The sequence below is a fragment of the Paraburkholderia bannensis genome (assembly GCF_014200455.1).
Taxonomy (GTDB): domain Bacteria; phylum Pseudomonadota; class Gammaproteobacteria; order Burkholderiales; family Burkholderiaceae; genus Paraburkholderia; species Paraburkholderia bannensis_A.
This window is the reverse complement of record NZ_JACHBW010000030.1, coordinates 1-18,759: the sequence shown is the minus strand read 5'-3', so window position 1 is coordinate 18,759 and position 18,759 is coordinate 1. Positions and strand designations below refer to the sequence as shown.

At 61.8% G+C, this 18,759-nt stretch carries 13 protein-coding genes and 1 pseudogene; 8 read left to right on the top strand and 6 right to left on the bottom strand.

All coding sequences use genetic code 11. The features are described from left to right. Nucleotides 1-32 precede the first annotated feature (32 nt). The 3 genes from F4827_RS32035 (at nucleotide 33) to F4827_RS35675 (ending at nucleotide 797) form a co-directional block, all read left to right on the top strand. On the top strand, nucleotides 33-269 hold the full coding sequence (locus F4827_RS32035; RefSeq protein WP_183732385.1) for a hypothetical protein: 237 nt from the start codon (nucleotides 33-35) through the stop codon (nucleotides 267-269). Nucleotides 270-375: 106 nt separating this feature from the next. Next, the gene (locus tag F4827_RS32030) at nucleotides 376-615 is read left to right on the top strand and encodes a hypothetical protein (RefSeq protein ID WP_221303899.1); all 240 of its coding nucleotides are present in this window, start codon (nucleotides 376-378) and stop codon (nucleotides 613-615) included. 53 nt (nucleotides 616-668) lie between these two features. Beyond that, entirely contained in the window at nucleotides 669-797 is a 129-nt protein-coding gene (locus F4827_RS35675) for a hypothetical protein (RefSeq protein WP_260175521.1), read from the top strand. Between the two features lie 302 nt (nucleotides 798-1,099). Here F4827_RS35675 and F4827_RS32025 read toward each other — a convergent pair whose 3' ends face one another. Continuing rightward, nucleotides 1,100-1,921: an alpha/beta fold hydrolase gene (locus tag F4827_RS32025; protein ID WP_183732391.1), complete on the bottom strand. Its 822-nt coding sequence runs from the start codon at nucleotides 1,919-1,921 to the stop codon at nucleotides 1,100-1,102. A 379-nt stretch (nucleotides 1,922-2,300) separates the two neighbouring features. Here F4827_RS32025 and F4827_RS32020 point away from each other — a divergent pair, with 379 nt between their 5' ends. The 4 genes from F4827_RS32020 to F4827_RS32005 all read left to right on the top strand — a co-directional run bounded on the left by F4827_RS32020 (nucleotide 2,301) and on the right by F4827_RS32005 (nucleotide 9,017). Then, a complete protein-coding gene (locus F4827_RS32020) occupies nucleotides 2,301-5,492 on the top strand; it encodes an efflux RND transporter permease subunit (protein ID WP_183732394.1) in 3,192 nt (1,063 codons plus the stop codon). Nucleotides 5,493-5,517: 25 nt separating this feature from the next. Further along, nucleotides 5,518-6,801: an efflux RND transporter periplasmic adaptor subunit gene (locus F4827_RS32015; protein WP_183732397.1), complete on the top strand. Its 1,284-nt coding sequence runs from the start codon at nucleotides 5,518-5,520 to the stop codon at nucleotides 6,799-6,801. A gap of 26 nt (nucleotides 6,802-6,827) precedes the next feature. After that, the gene (locus F4827_RS32010) at nucleotides 6,828-8,300 is read left to right on the top strand and encodes an efflux transporter outer membrane subunit (RefSeq protein ID WP_183732400.1); all 1,473 of its coding nucleotides are present in this window, start codon (nucleotides 6,828-6,830) and stop codon (nucleotides 8,298-8,300) included. Nucleotides 8,301-8,495: 195 nt separating this feature from the next. Further along, nucleotides 8,496-9,017, top strand: a complete 522-nt coding sequence (locus tag F4827_RS32005; protein WP_183732403.1) for a general stress protein — start codon at nucleotides 8,496-8,498, stop codon at nucleotides 9,015-9,017. Between the two features lie 262 nt (nucleotides 9,018-9,279). On the opposite strand, the gene F4827_RS32000 is transcribed toward F4827_RS32005, so the two are convergent. From F4827_RS32000 to F4827_RS36075, 5 genes and pseudogenes are all read right to left on the bottom strand, one after another. After that, nucleotides 9,280-10,596 carry a chloride channel protein gene (locus tag F4827_RS32000; RefSeq protein WP_183732406.1) on the bottom strand — a complete coding sequence of 439 codons (1,317 nt, stop codon included), beginning with the start codon at nucleotides 10,594-10,596 and terminating at the stop codon, nucleotides 9,280-9,282. A gap of 12 nt (nucleotides 10,597-10,608) precedes the next feature. Further along, nucleotides 10,609-11,649 (bottom strand): alpha/beta hydrolase, encoded by a 1,041-nt coding sequence (locus F4827_RS31995; protein ID WP_183732409.1) that lies wholly within the window; start codon nucleotides 11,647-11,649, stop codon nucleotides 10,609-10,611. Nucleotides 11,650-11,999: 350 nt separating this feature from the next. Next, nucleotides 12,000-17,585, bottom strand: coding sequence for an AAA family ATPase (locus F4827_RS31990; protein WP_311675056.1), 5,586 nt, complete (start codon nucleotides 17,583-17,585; stop codon nucleotides 12,000-12,002). Nucleotides 17,586-17,627: 42 nt separating this feature from the next. Beyond that, nucleotides 17,628-17,816 (bottom strand): annotated as a pseudogene (locus tag F4827_RS36080) (response regulator); the annotation flags it as partial. 422 nt (nucleotides 17,817-18,238) lie between these two features. Then, nucleotides 18,239-18,460, bottom strand: coding sequence for a hypothetical protein (locus F4827_RS36075; RefSeq protein WP_409258882.1), 222 nt, complete (start codon nucleotides 18,458-18,460; stop codon nucleotides 18,239-18,241). A gap of 103 nt (nucleotides 18,461-18,563) precedes the next feature. Here F4827_RS36075 and F4827_RS36070 point away from each other — a divergent pair, with 103 nt between their 5' ends. Continuing rightward, nucleotides 18,564-18,716: a hypothetical protein gene (locus F4827_RS36070; protein WP_409258881.1), complete on the top strand. Its 153-nt coding sequence runs from the start codon at nucleotides 18,564-18,566 to the stop codon at nucleotides 18,714-18,716. Nucleotides 18,717-18,759 lie beyond the last annotated feature (43 nt).

The window sequence follows — 18,759 nt, the reverse complement described above, 5'->3', positions numbered from 1 at the left end:
GTGTAAAACCGCCAGAACAGAGGTGACGGAACATGTTCAACCAGACAGGAACTTCCATCGCACCGGCAATCCGTCAGAGAGATTTGCCCGGATGTCTTTCGAATCAGTTGAACAAAGACCTTGAGTTACAGCCAGGCGACTTCACGTTTCATCGCAAATGCCGGCTCCATGAGAAGGCCAGCGCAGGGGCCATGCCCGCGTCGGATCGCGGCTTTCTGGTCGGCGTATCCCTGAGTGCCGGCCATCGGAAGCCGGTTGGCGCTGCATGACTTCGAACAGTACTCGGTCCACATTCGCAATTTCGAAGAAGACTACCGTGCCGATCTGCACGGCGCGTTCGACTTTGTGCTGGTAAAGTTCTCGCGCGCGTTCATCATGAACACCACCTACGAGCGCAACGGCCAATCCGTCACCGGTTCTTCAGCGCTGCAGTGCCGCAAAGACGCTGTGTTCGGCCACCTCGCGCAAGCACTCGCGTTCACCGTGGATCGCCGCAGCGAAGCGAGCGCGCGATCAGTTGCGCAACTCCGATTGATCGCTGTCGGAGATCGCCATCGCTTGATAACGCGGAGCATGATGTCGGCGCGGTCGCGCAAATTGTCGATGCGCTCGTAGCCGACAACGATACGCTGCACGTGATCGTCGCAAGCCGTGAACCGCGACGCATCATGGCCGAGACCGTGTTTCGGGTCGACCCGCTTGATGTGCCTCCACCCGGTGTGACCGACACCAACATGCTGGCGAAAGGCAACGCGTGCATAACGATGCCGCAAACTCGCCGGATCTTCAACAAATAGTCGACGACGCGCGTACCGCTTTCAACTGGGCGCTTTCCGACCAAGGCGACCTGCGATTTGGGGTAGAACTGGCGTCGCACCTGGTGGACGCGTCACTCGATGCCCGCATGCTCGAAGAGTTTTGCATGAGCGCCGCGCGGTCCCTTGAAGCATTAGAGAAACAGCCCGCCGGATCAGTGGATGCACTTAGCGAAACGCGCCTGCGCACGCGTGGGCCACGGCATTGCCGCCGGTTCGCGAGCCCGTTTCAAGACACGCCAAAGCACCGACGAGCGCCTCAGCGGCGTCGTCGGCGTGCTCCATCACGACTTGATGAACTCCAGCAGGTCCGCATTCACGCGGTCTGCGTGCGTCGTACACATACCGTGAGGCGCACCTTCATAGATCTTCAGTTTCGCGTTCGGCATGATCTCCGACGACAGCTTGCCGGAATCGTCGAGCGGCACGATCTGATCGGCGTCACCTTGCAGCACGAGTGACGGCACCGTCACCTTCTTCAAGTCTTCGGTGAAGTCGGTTTCCGAGAAGGCCTTGACGCAGTCGTACAGACCCTTGATCGAACCCATCATGCCAATGTTCCAGAATGAGTCGATCGTGCCTTGCGAGACCTTCGCATCAGGACGGTTGAAGCCATAGAACGGAACGGCCAGATCCTGGAAGAACTGCGAGCGGTTATTCTGCACGCCCTCGCGGATACCGTCGAAAACCGACATTGGAAGTCCGCCTGGATTCGCTTGCGTCTTCAGCATGATCGGCGGCACGGCCGCGATCAGCACGGCCTTCGCGACACGCTTCGTACCGTGGCGCCCGATATAGCGCACGACTTCACCACCACCGGTCGAGTGACCGACCATCACGATGTTCTTCAGGTCGAGCGCTTCGATCAGTTCGGCGAGATCGTCTGCATAGGTGTCCATTTCGTTGCCGTCCCACGGCTGCGACGAACGGCCGTGACCGCGACGGTCATGCGCAATCACGCGATAGCCGCGTTGCGCGAGGAACATCATCTGCGCGTCCCACGCGTCCGCATCGAGCGGCCAGCCGTGGGAGAACGTAATCGCCTGGCCTGTACCCCAATCCTTGTAATAGATTTTCGTGCCGTCTCTGGTAGTGAAATATGCCATTGCTTTTGCTCCTTTGGAGGTGATTGACCGGTGTTTGCCGGTGTGCCGAACGTCAGAGCAGTATTGGCGATAGCTGGCGAGCGCGATCTTTCTGATCGCCCGTAATTGTCGTATTCGCACGGCAATACCGACCGCTCGCCTTCGGTCTCACCGTTGACGCTCTGATTTCTTTCACCGCCGCATCGTTTGCGTACAGCTGTCGTGCGAATTCGCAAAGACAGTGCCTCGCAGCGAATAGTCGCAGTTCGAAAAACGCTAATCTCCAGCCATAACCAGTGACCGCTCCAGATCACTCGATAACAACATCCGTTCCCCGTGCAACATCTGCGCGAACTCATCAGGCTTCCGTCATCAGGAATCCGTCCATCAGGAATCCGTTATGTGGATCGTCAGACTTGCCTTGCAACGACCGTATACGTTCATCGTGCTGGCCGTGCTGCTATTCATCCTCGGTCCGCTGGCGATCATCCGCACTCCGACGGACATCTTTCCGAATATCAACATCCCGGTGGTTAGCATTGTCTGGTCGTACAACGGCTTTTCCGCTGAAGACATGGCGCATCGGATCACATCGAACTACGAACGCGCGCTGACCACCGATGTCGACGATATCGAACATATCGAATCGCAATCGCTCAACGGCGTGTCGGTGGTGAAGGTATTTTTTCACCCCGGCGCCGACATCAACCGCGCCATTGCCGAAGCCGCCTCGAACTCTGCGTCGATTCTGCGCGTGCTGCCGCCAGGCACGCTGCCGCCGAATATCATCACCTACAACGCCTCCACGGTACCGGTACTTCAGCTCGGCCTGTCGAGCAATACGCTTCCCGAACAGACGCTGTACGACCTCGGTAACAGCTTCATCCGAACCCAGCTTGCCACCGTGCAAGGCGCGGCCGTGCCGCTGCCGTTCGGCGGCAAGATCCGCCAGATCATGGTCGAGCTCAATCCGCAGGCCTTACAGGCAAAAGGCCTCGCGCCGGCTGACGTGGTCAACGCCGTGAATGCGCAGAACCTCATCTTGCCTGGTGGCACCGCGAAGATCGGCACCCGCGAATACAACGTGCAAATGAACGGCAGCACCGACACGGTCGCCGCGCTGAACAATCTGCCGATCAAGACGATTAACGGCGCGGTGGTATACGTGCGTGACGTGGCGCACGTGATCGACGGCTATGCGCCGCAAACCAATATCGTGCGAAGCGACGGCAAGCGCGCGGCGTTGCTGCAAGTGGAAAAAACCGGCAGCGCCTCGACGCTCACGATCATCCAGCAGGTCAAGGACATGCTGCCGAAGATCGCCGCAGGTTTGCCGAAGGCACTGGTCATCACGCCGCTTTCGGATCAGTCGCTATTCGTGAAGTCGGCGATCACGGGCGTGGTGCGTGAAGCGCTGATCGCGGCCTGCCTGACTGCCGTCATGATCCTGCTGTTTCTGGGCAGTTGGCGCGCCACGCTGATCATCGCCGTTTCAATACCGCTCGCCGTGCTGACATCGCTAATCGCGCTGTCAGCTCTTGGCGAGACCATCAACATCATGACGCTAGGTGGACTCGCCCTCGCGGTTGGAATTCTGGTCGACGACGCCACCGTCGCGATCGAGAACATCACGCATCATCTGGAAAACGCCGAGCCCTTACACGATGCGATTCTGAACGGCTCGGGCGAGATTGCCGCGCCGACCTTCGTGTCCACGCTGTCGATCTGCATCGTGTTCGTCCCGATGTTTCTGCTCTCGGGTGTGGCGCGCTATCTGTTTGTGCCGCTCGCGCAAGCCGTGGTGTTCGCCATGTGCGCGTCGTATTTCTTCTCGCGCACATTGATTCCGACGCTCGCGATGTATCTGATGCGCGCGCCTTCGAAAACCGGCACGGCCGCGCAAGGACGGTTCGGCGCGCTGGTCCGGTTTCAGGCGCGTTTCGAACACCGCTTCGAGGCATTCCGCGGTGGCTATCGCAACGTTCTGCAAGGCGCGATTGCTCATCGTGGCCGCTTCATTCCGATCTTCCTTGTGCTGTGTTTCAGTTCGCTCGCGCTGATTCCGTTCGCGGGGCGCGACTTCTTCCCCGCCGTCGACACCGGCGAAATCCGTCTGCATCTGCGCGCGCCCACCGGAACCCGAATCGAACAGACAGCACGCATCACCGACGAAGTCGAAGCGAAAATCAGCAGCGTAATTCCCAGACAGGATCAGGCGGCTGTGCTCGACAATATCGGCGTGCCCGTCAGCGGTATCAACCTGACCTACGACTCTTCCGATCCGGTAGGCCCGGAAGATGCCGACATCATGCTGACGCTCAAGCCTGGCGCCGGCTCGACCGCGGACTATGTGGCGAAGCTGCGCAACGTGCTGAACGCGTCGTTTCCCGGCGTGACATTTTCGTTCCTGCCGGCCGATATCGTCAGCCAGATTCTCAACTTTGGCCTGCCCGCGCCGATCGATATCCAGATCGTCGGCAACAAGCTCGCGGAAAATCGCGTCGTGGCGGATCGCCTGCTGGCAAAACTGCGCGGCGTGCGCGGTCTCGTCGATGCCCGCATCCAGCAACCGGGCGACGAGCCCGCCATCGACGTGGACGTGGATCGCACGAAGATCATTCAGGCCGGCCTCACGCAACGCGACGTCGCGCAGAACCTGCTGATCGCGCTGTCCGGCAGTTCGCAAACCACACCGAACTTCTGGCTGGATCCGAAGAATGGCGTGAGCTATCCGCTAATGGCCGAAGTGCCGCAGTACGACATTCACTCGCTGCAAACGCTCGCCAACATTCCAATCACGACCTTCGGCCTCATCACGGGCGCCCAGAATCTGCTCGGCACGCTCGGCACGATGTCGCGCAGCACGCAGCAAGCCGTCGTCTCTCACTACAACGTCCAGCCGGTGCTCGACATTTTCGCGTCCACGCAAGGGCGCGATCTGGGCGGCGTTGCAACGGACGTGTCGCATCTCGTCGATGCGGCGCGCGCAGAGTTGCCGGCTGGTTCGTCGATCGTGATCCGCGGCCAGGTTCAATCGATGAATGAATCGTTCGGCGGCCTCGAAACCGGCCTCGTCTGCGCAATCGCGCTCGTTTATCTGCTGATGGTGGTGAACTTCCAGTCGTGGCTCGATCCGCTCATCATCGTGAGCGGCCTGCCCGGCTCGCTGGCCGGTATCTCGTGGATGCTGTTCACGACGCACACCACGCTCAGCGTACCGGCCTTGACTGGCACGATTCTCTGCATCGGCATCGCTACGGCGAACAGCATTCTCGTGATCAACACCGCCCGAGAGTTGCTGCAGCAAGGCACCGATCCGCTCGTCGCCGCACTTGAGGCCGGCTTCAGCCGCTTCCGTCCTGTCCTGATGACCGCGCTTGCCATGCTGATCGGCATGATGCCGATGGCGCTCGGTCTCGGCGACGGTGGCGAACAGAACGCACCGCTGGGCCGGGCCGTGATCGGTGGTCTCGGCATCGGCACCGTTTCAACGCTGCTGTTCGTGCCGGTGGTCTTCGCGCTGGTTCACACCCTGCTCGCGAGGCGCCGCGCCCGACAAGCCACCGCAGCCACCACGCCCTTGGCTCAATAAACAACGCCCACGATAGGACTCCATCATGAATAGGCCTGACGCCACTCCGGAACACGACGGCGCCGTCACGAACGCAGGCTTGCCTGTCCTGCGCGCGGCGCCGCAACGCGAGGGCGTACTCTCTGGCGCGCTGCGCCGCTACCGTCTGCCGCTGATACTCGCGGGCGTCGCCGCTGTGCTGCTGATCGTCGGCATCGTGCCGCGCTTGCGGGCCAGTTCGGCTCTGAACGAACAGGTCGCTGTCCAAAGCGCGCTGACGGTCAGCGTAGTATCGCCGGGCCACGCACCGGTTTCGCAAGAACTGCTGCTGCCTGGCGCCGTCATGCCCTATGCGGATGCGTCTGTGTATGCGCGAACCAGTGGCTATATCCAACGCTGGACCAGCGATATCGGCGCGAAGGTGAAAGCCGGCCAGCTGCTCGCCACGATCGAAACGCCGGAGCTCGATGCGCAATTGCATCAGGCGCGCGCCGACGCCACCACCGCGCAAGCCAACTACAACTACGCCAACACCACCTCGCAACGCTGGCAGCAAATGCTGCAAACGCAGTCCGTTTCGCAGCAGGATGCGGATAGCAAAACGGCCGACATGCAGGCCAAACGCGCAATGCTGGCTTCGGCGCAGGCGAATGTCGCGCGGCTTACGGAGATGGTGTCGTACGAGAAAGTTACCGCGCCATTCGACGGCGTGATCACTGTGCGCAACGTGGACGTCGGAGCGCTGGTCACGGCAGGTGGAACGCCAGGGCTTGCCGCGCCCGCCAATGAGTTGTTCCACATCTCGCAGACGGATGTGTTGCGCACCTTCACCGACATCCCGCAAAACGACGCGAATTTCGTCAGTGTGGGCACGCAGGTTTATCTGACGACCCAGCAGTATCCCGACCGGCATTTCCCGGCGCGGGTCGCGCGCAGCTCGGACGTGATCGATCCGTCGAGCCGTACCATGCGGGTGGAAGTCGACGTGGACAACAAGGACGGTGCGTTGCGCCCCGGCGCTTACGTGCAGGTACATCTCGCACTCGACACCGCGCATCCCGCGCTCGAATTGCCGGTGAGCACATTGCTGTTCCGCCCGAACGGGGTGACCGTCGCGGTAGTCGACGACAGTAACAAGGTTGCGCTGAAGACGGTAACGATCGGCCGCGATTTCGGCACCTATGTCGAGATCGCCACGGGTCTCACCGCAACCGATCGCGTGATCGACAACCCAGGCGATGCGATCACGGCAGGCGAGGCCGTCCAGGTGATGGCGCCTGCAGGTGCGGCCGCACAACCGGCCTCCGCCGCGCCCGCTGCACACGGCTGATACCGTTCATCCCGAGGAAGCCGACCATGCGTGCCCTGCCCCTGACATCCCTGCGCAAGACGCTGACGACCGGCCTCGCATGCGCGCTGACGGCGTGCTCGACCATGCCCCACTACACGGTGCCTGAGGCGGTCGTGCCGGATCGATACGCTGCACCCGGCAGCCCCGCAAAGGCCGCGACGGGCTGGGCCGTCGCAATGCCGTTCGATACGCAGCCGCGCGGCGACTGGTGGACGGTCTTCAAGGATCCCGAACTGAATCAGCTCGAAGACCGGTTATCCGTGTCGAATCAGAGCGTGAAGAAGGCGGTCGCGCAGTTACAGCAGGCGCGCGCACTGATCGACTACCAGCACTCGGGCTTTCTGCCGACCGTGACGGCCGGCGCCGCGCAATCGCGTACGCGTCTCTCGCAAAACGTAGAAGGTCATTCCCTCGCCGGCAAGACGGTGCCCGATTATTCCATGGGCGTGGCCGCCTCGTGGGAGCCGGACCTGTTCGGACGCGTACGCAACGGTGTGGTGAATGCACGCGACGCAGCCCAGGCGAGCGAAGCCGATCTTGAGGCAGTTCGCCTTTCGATGAGCACCGATCTGGCGAGCGACTACTTCGCACTGCGTGCGCTCGATATCCAGAGAAAGCTGCTCGATGACAGCGTGAGCGCGTACGCCGCGGCGCTGAAGATTCTCAACCAGCAACTGGTCGACGGCGCCATCGACGCCTCAGCGACTGCGCAAGCCGAAACCCAGCTCGAAAGCACGCGTTCGCAAGCCACCGACATTGATGTGCAGCGCGCCCAGTTGACGCATGCCATCGCGACACTGATCGGCGTGCCCGCTTCGTCCTTTTCGCTGTCGCCTAAGATCGAAATGATTCCGGTCCCGCAGATTCCAGTGGGCGTGCCGTCACAACTGCTTGAGCGCCGCCCGGACATCGCGGCGGCGGAGCGGCGCGTGGCCGCAGACAATGCACAGATCGGCCAGGCGAAGGCGGCGTTCTATCCGGACCTGACGTTGAGCGCCAGCGTCGGGCTCGAAAGCACCTTTTTCTCTCCGTGGTTGACGGCACCTGGCTTGTTCTGGTCGATCGGCCCGCAACTGGTGGGCACGCTGTTCGACGGCGGCAAACGCGAAGCGGCGTTGAAGGGCGCCACGTCTCAATACGACGGTTCGGTGGCCGACTACCGGCAAACGGTGCTGGTCGCGTTCCAGCAGGTCGAGGACAACCTCTCGGCGCTCGACGCGCTCGCGAGCGAAGCGCAAAGCCAACGGCGCGCCACCGCCGCCGCCGAGCTCTCGCTCAAGCTCACCCAGAACCGCTATCAGGCTGGCGCCGTCAGTTACCTCGACGTCGTCACGGAACAAACCATTGCGTTGACCAACGAGCGCACCGAGGCGCGGATTCAGGCGAGACGCGTGGAGGCGAGCGTGCAGTTGCTCAAAGCACTTGGCGGCGGATGGGACCGTACGGCGCTAGCCTTGTCGTCGCAGCGCACGGAGTAATGCTCGTACGACGATCACCGTGCGAATCGGAAAGAGCAGCCGATGCGCATTTGCGACACTCGATTCACGCGATTCACGCGATTCACGCGAACGCGAATTGAATCCCGCGACGCGGCCAGCTATGACAACGTCTTTCGTGGCAGCGCCGCATCCCACGTGACGACATCATCGTGATGATCTACCAGGAGTCGAGCAATGAATCAGGACAACGCCGTCGTTTCAGTATTTTCCAACCACGCCGCCGCTGACGAAGCCGTCAAGGAACTGAGCCAGAACGGCTTCGATTTGACCAGGCTGTCTATCGTCGGCAAGGGCTTTCACTCCGAGGAACACGCTGTCGGCTTTTACACCGCGGGCGACCGCATCAAATCGTGGGGCGCTACCGGCGCCTTCTGGGGAGGCATCTGGGGCCTGTTATTGTCGCCGGCGCTGTTCCTCGTGCCCGGCCTCGGTGTGGTCGGCCTGGCCGGTCCGATCGTGGCGACAGTGGTGTCCGCGCTTGAGGGCGCCGTGCTTGGCGGCGGCGTGACCGCGATCGGAGCGGCGCTCGCGGAACTGGGCGTGCCGAAGAACGACGCCGTGAAATACGAAACGGCGCTCAAAGCCAACGGCTTTCTGCTGATCGTTCACGGCACGCCGGAAGAAGTCGAGCAGGCCCGCTCCATCCTTAGCCAGCTTGGACTCGTCACCGCAGCGGGAAGCGAAGCTAACTCCTAAGCGCACCGCTTTGCGAAGGTCATTCACGGCAGGCGTCGCCCATGAGGTAGCGTCGGCCGTTTTCGTTTGCGGATCCTCCCCCAGAGGATTCTGTCGAACCGCCCCATCAAAGGGACTATCGACATACCTCAGACTTTGTGTGAGATCTGCGGCGCACGAGCCGCTTCGGTACGCGTCACCGTGCTGCAGGACGGAGAACGGCGCGATCTCGACGTTTGCGACTTTCACCAAGCAGGCCTAAGAGAATATCGCGCGCGTGAACTCAAGCGCCGGTTTGCTCAACTTCGCCTTGCATCACGCGGCGGCTTGCGGATGCAGCCATAGCGCTGCGCACATATTCGGCCGTGAGAACGGAACCGGACACGGCAATCAGCATCGGAATCAGGAACTCCTGTGACGGACGCGCGAACTCGAAGATCAGCGCAAGCGCCGTCAACGGCACACGCATCGACGAAGCCAGAAAAGCAGCCGAGCCGATCACCGCGAACGCGCCCAAGGGCGTGCCCGGCCACAGCGTCGACCAGACGCCGCCCAGCAGGATTGCGAACAACGCGCCATTGCACAAGCCCGGTGTCAGCAGGCCGCCCGCGGCCCCCGCCCGAAGGCTGGTCCATGTGATCAGGACACGCAGTACCAGCAAAATCGCTGCGAGCTCCAGGTTGATCGAGCCATCGAAGCCGACCTGCGCGGGGCCCTTGCCATTGCCCAGCAAGATCGGGAGTTGCGTCGCAAGTAAGCCGATAAAGACGAAGTTCAGCAGGCAGAGCGCCGGCAACGCTGCACCGCGAGGCGCCTGCGCGCGCGCCGAACTCATCAGCCGCGTGAACTGAACCGCGGCGAGTCCGAACAGCGGCCCCGCGATCGCCGACCAGATCATCAGCGAGGGCGTGGACGCATACTGCGGCACCGCGTATTGCGGGAGATTGCCGAGACCCATGCGTGCAATGAGTGCGGCAATCATTGACGTGATAATGGCGGGCACAAGAGCCCGCCAGTTGTAGCTCACCAATAATCCTTCCAGCACGTACAACGTCCCGGCAAGCGGCACGTTATACACCGCGGCCAATCCGGCGCCAGCGCCACATGCCACCATCACTGTCGATTCATCGAGTGTGAGCCGCGCATAGGAGGATAGCCGCGCCGCAATCATCGCGCCGATTTCGCGAGGTGCGACTTCGCGCCCGAGCGGCGATCCCAGCGCCACTGTGATGATCTGCAGCAATGCATGACAGGTAGTGGCTACAACAGGCATGCGTGGATCGGCGCTCTTGACCGCGCGGGAAATGCTGATGAGCGGCTTGCACCACCGATACACCGCCAGCCAGCCCACCCCGGCAACCACCCCGCAACCGGCAAGCACGCCCACTCTGCGCGCTGCGCTTGCCGAGCCTACGCCGTCCAGAAAGCTTTCGCCATTGAATAGCGTCGCCGGACTGTAGCCGTACGCGAGATGCTGAATGGCGTGCAGCAACGCCGCGAGTCCGAGTCCCGATAGCCCGCCGCAGAGCCCCGTCAGCGTAACGACGGCGCCCCAACGTATGGCATGGCTGACTGCGAGCGGTTCGGATCGGGGCGCCATGGTGCTGATATCCTATTTCGCGAGTGCCTGGTTCAGCATGCTTCCTGCCAGCGCCGTCGCGCCCAAGGCAGCCGGAGTGTCGCGCAGCGGGTTCAGCATCATGAAGTCATGCTGCGTGCCGAGGAAACGCACCGCCGTTACGTTGACGCCTGCCTGCGCGAGCTTGTGCGCATAGGCCTCGCCTTCATGCCGCAGCACATCGTTCTCGTCGGTGATGACGAGCGCTGGCGGCAAGTCCTTGAGCGCGTCAAGCGAAGCACGCAGCGGCGAGACGTGCGGGTCGTTGGCCTGGGTCTCGGTGGCGTTCGGCAGATAGGCGTGCCAGAACCATTGCATCGCCTTCTTCGTCAGCCATGGACCATTCGGGAAATCTTCGTAGGTCGAATCGTCGACCGTGTAATCGGTCACCGGATAGAACATCGCCTGGAAGCGGATCGCCGGGCCGTGACGCTCCTTTGCCATCTGCGCGACGACGGCCACCATATTGCCGCCTACGCTGTCGCCGGCGATCGCCAGGCGGCTCGCATCGACATCGAACTCCTTCGGATGTTCAGCGACATATTTCGTAGCGGCGTAGTCCTGTTCGATTGCCACAGGAAACTGTGCTTCCGGCGACGGTTCGTATTCCACGAACACGATGGTGGCGTGCGCGCGGTTCGCGAGGTCACGTACCAGCCGGTCGTGCGTGGCGGCGTTGCCGAGAATCCAGCCGCCGCCGTGGAAGTACATGATGACCGGTGTCGTGCCTTTGACATCCGCAGGACGGATCACGCGGACCTCTGTCTTGCCCGTCGGACCGACGGGCAGCGTGACTTCCTTTTCTTGCGCCGGCGCGAGTTTGCCGTTCGGGTCAGCCTGAATATCGTCGAGTACCTTGCGCGCGGCATGCGGGGTCATCTCGTACAGCGGCGGGCCGCCGGCGGCGGTCAGCTTGTCGATAAACGCCTGGGTCGTGGGCTCGAGCTGCGGGACGGTCTGCGCCGATGCAGCACCCGAAAGCGAACCGGCGATCAGTGCCGAACCGACAGCCATCAACGAAACTAGCTTCTTCATCTGTCATTCTCCGTAGTACCGGCTTTTGCCGGTCAATTGAAAATTCGCACCTCGCCTCGTCGCCGCTTTTACCCCATGCAACCGATTGGGCGAGCACTGACGAAACACGCCTGAACGTTATCCGAACGGCGTCGGTGCAACCATCCCTACATCGGTTTCACGCACGCTGCGCCTGGTTTTAAAAACTCATATCCAGGTGTGAAGCAGACAGAGCCATTGCGTCTGGAGACGTGAACGAACCGCGCCCCCCGGCAGACGTGGGCGCAGTTCGTGCAATGGCTATACGAAGGTGTGAAGAGAGGCTGAGTCGAGCACGCTATACACACGCGCAGCGACGCTAAGTGACCAAACTAGGCGGCAGCCGGCAGAGTGAAGACGAAAATCGTCCCGTGAGGGTAGCCCGGCCCGGCCGTGAGCGTCCCGCCATGCGCTTCCATGATGGATCGGCAGATGGCGAGCCCCATGCCCATGCCGGTTTCCTTGGTCGTGAAGAATGCATCGAAAATACGCGACGCATTCTCCTCGCTGATCCCGCTACCGTTATCCTGCACAGAGACGAACACCGCGCCCTGATCGTTGACGCCCGAGGTGACGCTCAACAAACGCTGCTTTACGTCGAGATGACTCATGGCGTCCCCGGCGTTCATGACGAGGTTGAACAGCACCTGCTGCAATTGCACCCGGTCGGCCATTACCGAGCGGTTAGCGGCCAGATCGAGCCGGACAACCAGACTTCTCTGTTCGACCTCAGCGGAGGCCAGTTCGAACACTTCACGCACGACGCTATCGATAGAGATGGGCGTGAAGCTCGGCTTGGTCTCCTTCGCGAGAGACTGCAAGGCGCGGATGATTGCGCCCGCCCGCTTGCCGTCTTTCACGATATCGCGCAAGCCGTTCAACGCTTCGGGAATGTCCGGCACGGGGCGGTTTAGCCAACGCACACTCGCGCTCGCGTTCGAGACAACCGACGCCAATGGCTGATTGATCTCATGCGCAATCGATGCGGCAAGTTCGCCCATCGTGGTCGCACGTGACGCCTTCGCGAGGTCGAGCTTGGCATTCTGCAATGCTAGCTCCGTTGTATGCCGATCCGTAATGTCCGTCACAACGCCCACAAAGCTGCTCACGCCCGATGGTTCGCCCAGTACTTCAAGATGTTTGACCGTGCCGCCCTGCGTCACGATCCGGAACTTTTGCCGGAACGATGTGCGATTGTGCGCGGCCTGCTCGATGGTCTCCTGGTAGCTGGTTACATCTTCCGGATGAATCCGCTCGAGAATCGCCTGGGTGCCCGGGCTCCCTTCTTCCATTGGCAAGCTGAACACGCTATACAACTCTTTCGACCAATAGCGCTCGCCCGTCATACTATTCCAGATATAGCTTCCCGAGCGGCTGATCCGTTGCCCCAGCGCGAGCGCCTCTTCACTCATGCGCAAGGCCACCTCGGTTTCCTGGCGCCGCTTGTTCTCTTCCAGCAGCTCGGCATAGAGACGCGCCGTTTCGAGCGAAATGGCGGCTTGCGAAGCCAGTAGTTCAAGCACTGACGTGCGACTTTCCGTAAACACGCCCGCGGTCAGATTGTTCTCCAGATAGAGTGCGCCAACGGCATTGCCCTGTTTGACAAGCGGCAAGCAGAACACTGAGCGCACCGCGCGGTGTGAATACGACGCGTCGAATGAGAAGCGCGGATCGCGTTGCGCATCGTCGACCACGACCGGCCTGCGCGTGCGCAATGCCGTGTAGAACACCGAGCTCGGCACAGCTTCGCGGGTCACCTTGTCGCCGCCGATCGTCACCTGAACGCCATCGGGCGACCCGTGCCCACTTGCCTCGACGACGGGCAGATTCCCCTTCAACAGGATCAACATGCCGCGCTGCGCGCCGGCATGAACAATCGCCAGCGTGACAAGTGTCCGGATCAGCTTGTCGAGCACGATCTCCTCGGACAACGCCTGCGACGACTTCAGGGCCGACACGAGGTCGAACTGCCGCTGGGCATCGGCGATTTCGATCGAAGGTCGCGATGCCACCGCCTGCTCGATCGATAACGGCGCGGGACGTTCGGTGCGCTCGAGCTGCTCGACCTTGGCGAGCGCGCCCCAACGCATATAGCTCTCAACCGCACGCCGGCGATGGTGGCGTGCCGCACTGAAGAGGCTGTTGGCCTCGCAGCACACTGCCGCCAGTTCATGCGCCAACGCGTTACTCTGATTGAAGCCGCTTCCCGACGCGGCGGCCGCGCCCTGTTCGTAGAGTGCCATAGCCACGAGCGGCGTTCCGTTGAGCCGCGCCACTTCGGCTTCGACCAATAGCTGCTTGTCTCTGAACGTAACCGGATTGAGCTTCGTCCAGGTCCTTAGTCTCGTCAGATGCGGCTCGATGCGCGCTACTGCGCTGGCAGCATCCTCCTCACCGGAATACACCTTCGCGAGCGTGAGCGCCGTATAGAAGTGATAGTCCAGCAGATGAATGTGCGCCGGAGTCGCCCACTTCAGCTCACCAGCTTCGACGAGACAGTACAACGCGTCCTGATACGCGCCGTGAAAATAGCAGGAGACGCCTTTGAGCAGCCAGATCCAGAAGCGCAGCGTCGTCATCTGGGTGTCGAGCAGTTCGGCGTCGAATGTCATACATCCCTCGACCACCATGCCGAAGTTGCCCGGCAAACCCGGGCCTCCCGTCAAGCTATGAACGAAGCGCTTCTGCAACTCAAGGATGTCTTCGACGTCCTTAAAACGCACCCGCCTCGCGAATGACAGACCCAGGTCGATTTCGCGATCGACCTGCTCCAGCGGCGCGCCGATCGTCAGCAGATCCGACACAATGTGATTGCATGAGTAACAGCTCATGGTCAGATCGCCGCTCGGGCGCGCCGACTCGAAAGCATCGCGCGCGCACTGCAGGGCGTAAGGCAGCGGTTGAGTCCAGACGGCGACCGTATCGAGTGCGACCAGCGTGCTCGTGGCCACCGTGTTGAAGCCCCGCCGTTCAACCAGCGCGCGCGCCAGACTCGAAAACTCGAAACCCTCCTCATAGCGGCCGAAAAACTCCGCCACATACACGCCGAACCACGCCAGACAGTGCGCCGAAGCCGCGGTGATACCGTGGTCGATGGTGAGCTGCGCCATATGGCACAGATGCAGGAAGCCAAGCCGTTCGTTCACGAACGAAGCGGGCGCGTAGACACTCGCCAGCAGATTCATTTCCGACTCAATCGCCGCATCGTGCAAGGTCGGCAGATCGGCCAGCGAAGCAATCGTTCGCGTTCGCAACGATTCGTTGAGTCGGTCATACGCGGCCTGGACGTCCGATGCTTCCGGATAACGTGGCAAATACGTGCCGAACAGCTTGACACCTTCCAGCGCGGTCTCGACCGCGGCTTCGTAGTCGGACAGATGCTGCTGCATGTCGACTTTAAGCTTGTAGACCGAGGCCCGTGCAACGATCGACAGGTTCTGGCGCAGCATCTGCGCGATCTGTGTGCCGGCTGCATCGAAATCTGCATTCAAAAGGTGGCACTTCACCCGCAGAACGCCTATCTCATAGCCAAGAGATTGGCCATAGTCTTCGCCGCTCGCGTCCAGCAACTTTTGCGCGACGTCGAGATGATTCAGTGCGGACTCGATGGCAATCGCTTCTTTCGCTTGACGTGCGGCCTGCAGGCAGATCCGCGCGAAGACGTTCGTCTCGTTGCCGTCCAGATCGCGCAATGCGTCGGCTGCCTGCGCCCGTTCGATATGGTGAGCAATGTCGAACGCCGACTTCTGAACGGCCCGCACATCGAAATCCGCGATCAGGAGACGGGCAATGCGAGCATGTTCGACTCCACGGTCGGCAGCCGGCGTCAACTCGTATGCGGCCTCCTGAACCCGGTCGTGGCCGAAGGCAAAACCCGTCCGATCCGACACGATCAGACCTGCTTCCATTGCCGGACGCAGACGCTGCTCCAACTCCGTGCCGCCGGCATGATCGATCCGCACCAGCGTGGATTTGTCGAGCCGGCGCCCCATGAAGGCAAGCAGCTTAAGCACGGCCTGCACCTCACGCGGTAATCTCTCCAGACGCGCCACCATCAGATCGACCACGTTGTCGGACGATTCGTACTCGCTGATCCGCGCGAGATCCCATGTCCAGCGGCCCGCGAAGCCGTCATAGGAGATCAACTGATGCTCGGCCAGCGCCAGCAGCAGTTGCTTTACGAAGAACGGGTTGCCGCCCGTCTTCTCGTGGACGACGGCGGCCAGCGGATAAACGTGGTCGGCATCGCCATGCAGCGCGTCGGCCAGCAAGGCGGCGACGTTCGCGGTGTCGAGCGGCGAGACGGCCAGCGTGGTGACGCGCGCACCCGCGCTCGGCAGCGACTTCAGGAACGCCTTGAACTTGGGCGAACGGTCGACTTCATTGTCGCGATACGCGCAGATCAGCAGCACATGCCTGATTTCGACGTTTGCCACGAAGTTCGCGATGAAATTCAGCGTGGCGTCGTCGAACCAGTGCACGTCGTCGAAGAAGAGGATCAGCGGGTGCGCTTGTGTCGCGAAAACGGAGAGCAGCCGGGTGATCAGCGCCCGGAAGCGTAGCTGCGCTTCCACCGGCGGCAGATCCGCCACGTCGGGCTGCGGGCCGAGCACCAGCTCGAGTTCCGGGATGAAACTCACGAGCAGCTTGCCTTGCAGGCCGAGTGCATCGCGTAGAACGTCGCGCCAGCCGTCCAGTTCGCTATCGCTCTCGCCCAGAATACGCTGGAACAGCGAACGTGTTGCCTGCATCAAAGGCGCGTAGGGCGGGTTCTGGCCGTATTGCTCGAGCTTACCGGAGGCAAACAGCGTCGGCGTTTGCGCGGTTGCACGGTGCACACTGCGCACAAGTTCGGACTTCCCCACGCCCGAGTAGCCGGACACGAAGATCAATTCCGCCACGCCCTGCTGCGCATTACGTTCGAACGCGCCGAGCAGCGCCTTGTATTCATCGGCGCGGCCAAACAGACGGTGCGTGACAGCGAGGTTTTTGACGTTGTCTTCCGCGGCCGGTTCGAACGGAACGATATGTTGCAATTCGTTCCAGTCGGCCAGACAACGCCGTAGATCGGCTTCGAGACTCGAGGCGCATTGATAACGCTCGGCAGGGCTCTTGGCGAGCAGCTTCAGAACGATCGAGCCCAGTACAGCGGGCAAACCCGGATGGTATTGGCGCGGATCGGCGGGCTGGCGGGCGACGTGGTTATAAACCCATTCCACCGCATCCACCGCCTCGAAAGGCAGACGCCCGGTGAGCAGCTCATACAACGTCACACCCAGCGAATAGAGATCGCTGCGCACGTCAGCCGCACCTTCGGCGCGCCGGGCCTGTTCCGGCGACATATAAGCCAGCGTGCCGTACAACGTGTCGGGCGACTCGGCCGACGGGTCGCCTGCCAGTTTGATCGCATCGCGGAAGCCCAACAACCGGATCGTGCCACCGATCTCTTTCAGCAGATTGGAGGGTTTGATGTCGCGATGCAGGACGCCGCGCGCATGCGCGAGCCGCAGCGCGCGCGCGGCACCCACCGCGACGCGCAAAAAACGGCCAACCGGGAGCGCGCCCTCCAAGGCTGGCAGCATTGGCGCGCCGCCATTGTCTTCGTACACGAGAACCGGGCCGCGCGAGAGGCGTACAAGTGCGAGCGGCCGCACCGCCCATGCGGAATCGAGTTTGTCGGCCGGTGCGAACTCCTGCTGCAGGCGCCGGAATACGGCTTCCGTTGGCACATCGGTCGGCATTGCGATCAGCCACGACTGCGCGCCGCCTGGCGAGCTCGCGCGATAGCGCACGATATTGCCGTCCAGCAGCAGCGCCTCGAGCGAAAGCTGATCGAACCAGACCTGATCGAAATGCACAGTGGCGGCGGCGTCCGGGGATGACCCGCCAAGACCCTCGACAAATGCCTCGGTGCTCACTTCACCTCTCCTTTTTTCGACGGCAGCAAGAATCAGATCGAACAGCGCGTCTTGCGCGAAAGGCTTGCGCGGAAAACTGCCTGCGCCGTGCCGCATGGCTAGCCGAAACGTGTTTTCTTCTCCGTGCGCCGACATGAGCACGACGGGAATGTGTCTCTGATCTTCGACCAGTTGACACTGCGCTTCGGCACCTTGCATTCCATGCACTCTAAAGTCGAGCAACACACACATGACGTGTGTCGGCGATCGGCGAAGCAGGAAAGGCCCGACGCGAACGTCACCGTCGCATAACCAATGAATTGAGAAGATTGTCCAGGCCGCCGCATCCCGACACGTCGTCTTAGCGATGCGTACAAAGCTCATCGCCGCGGATACTCCCATTGCGCCAATGTGATGTTAGGCGGCGTGATGGCCTTCGCACTATCACACCTAGGTATGACGCCGGCATTCATCGGGCTGCCCGACTGAGTCCGATGCAGGATGGCGCGCTGGGGTCGTTTCTTTTACTGTGAGGTCGCGACGCATCGGCGTTCCACCCGCCGGTGCCGCCTTGGGAATCCACCCGCCGGCATCGCGACCGGGGCCTCCTTCACAAAGCCCTAGACAGAGTTACGGTGAACACGATCGAACGGGCACAGACAAGGCATGGCAACTTATTCACGACCACCAGCGGCTCGCTGCTCGGCGCCAAGGCGCGCGCACTGCGCGAGGCCGCCCTCGGGCGCGAGACCGTCAGCCTGGATGCGATCGACGACCAGATCCTGCCGATCGCGGAATGCTTCCGCTGCCTGCGGGTCGATCTGCGCTTCATTGAGTACATGGACGTGGGCAGCGCCGAAGCATGGCGCAACGACAAGGTGGTGCCGTCGGAACACATCCTGCGCACGCTGCAGAGCCGCTACCGCTTGACACCCGAGCGCCCCCACGACCGCGGACGAAACCTCCGTCAATTACCGTTTTGCCAATGGCGGCGGACGTGTGGGCTTCATTTCCAGCATGTCGAAGCCGTTTTGCCCGGAATGCCCGGACCGCTCGCGTGCGCGCGTCTTCGCCGACTTCAAAATGTTTTCGTGTCGCTTCGCTAGAAGGTGTTATGAACTTTCGGCCAGACCTGGTACCCTGGCGGGATGAAAAAACGCAGACCCTACCCAACGGACGTATCGGACGAAGAGTG

What these genes read in the sequence shown, in the direction of transcription:
- F4827_RS31995 (WP_183732409.1), bottom strand. Translation starts at nt 11,649, where the DNA reads ATGAAGAAGCTAGTTTCGTTGATGGCTGTCGGTTCGGCACTGATCGCC.
- F4827_RS35675 (WP_260175521.1), top strand. Translation starts at nt 669, where the DNA reads ATGGCCGAGACCGTGTTTCGGGTCGACCCGCTTGATGTGCCTCCACCC.
- F4827_RS32030 (WP_221303899.1), top strand. Translation starts at nt 376, where the DNA reads ATGAACACCACCTACGAGCGCAACGGCCAATCCGTCACCGGTTCTTCA.
- F4827_RS32010 (WP_183732400.1), top strand. Translation starts at nt 6,828, where the DNA reads ATGCGTGCCCTGCCCCTGACATCCCTGCGCAAGACGCTGACGACCGGC.
- F4827_RS32000 (WP_183732406.1), bottom strand. Translation starts at nt 10,596, where the DNA reads ATGGCGCCCCGATCCGAACCGCTCGCAGTCAGCCATGCCATACGTTGG.
- F4827_RS32015 (WP_183732397.1), top strand. Translation starts at nt 5,518, where the DNA reads ATGAATAGGCCTGACGCCACTCCGGAACACGACGGCGCCGTCACGAAC.
- F4827_RS32020 (WP_183732394.1), top strand. Translation starts at nt 2,301, where the DNA reads ATGTGGATCGTCAGACTTGCCTTGCAACGACCGTATACGTTCATCGTG.
- F4827_RS32035 (WP_183732385.1), top strand. Translation starts at nt 33, where the DNA reads ATGTTCAACCAGACAGGAACTTCCATCGCACCGGCAATCCGTCAGAGA.
- F4827_RS32005 (WP_183732403.1), top strand. Translation starts at nt 8,496, where the DNA reads ATGAATCAGGACAACGCCGTCGTTTCAGTATTTTCCAACCACGCCGCC.
- F4827_RS32025 (WP_183732391.1), bottom strand. Translation starts at nt 1,921, where the DNA reads ATGGCATATTTCACTACCAGAGACGGCACGAAAATCTATTACAAGGAT.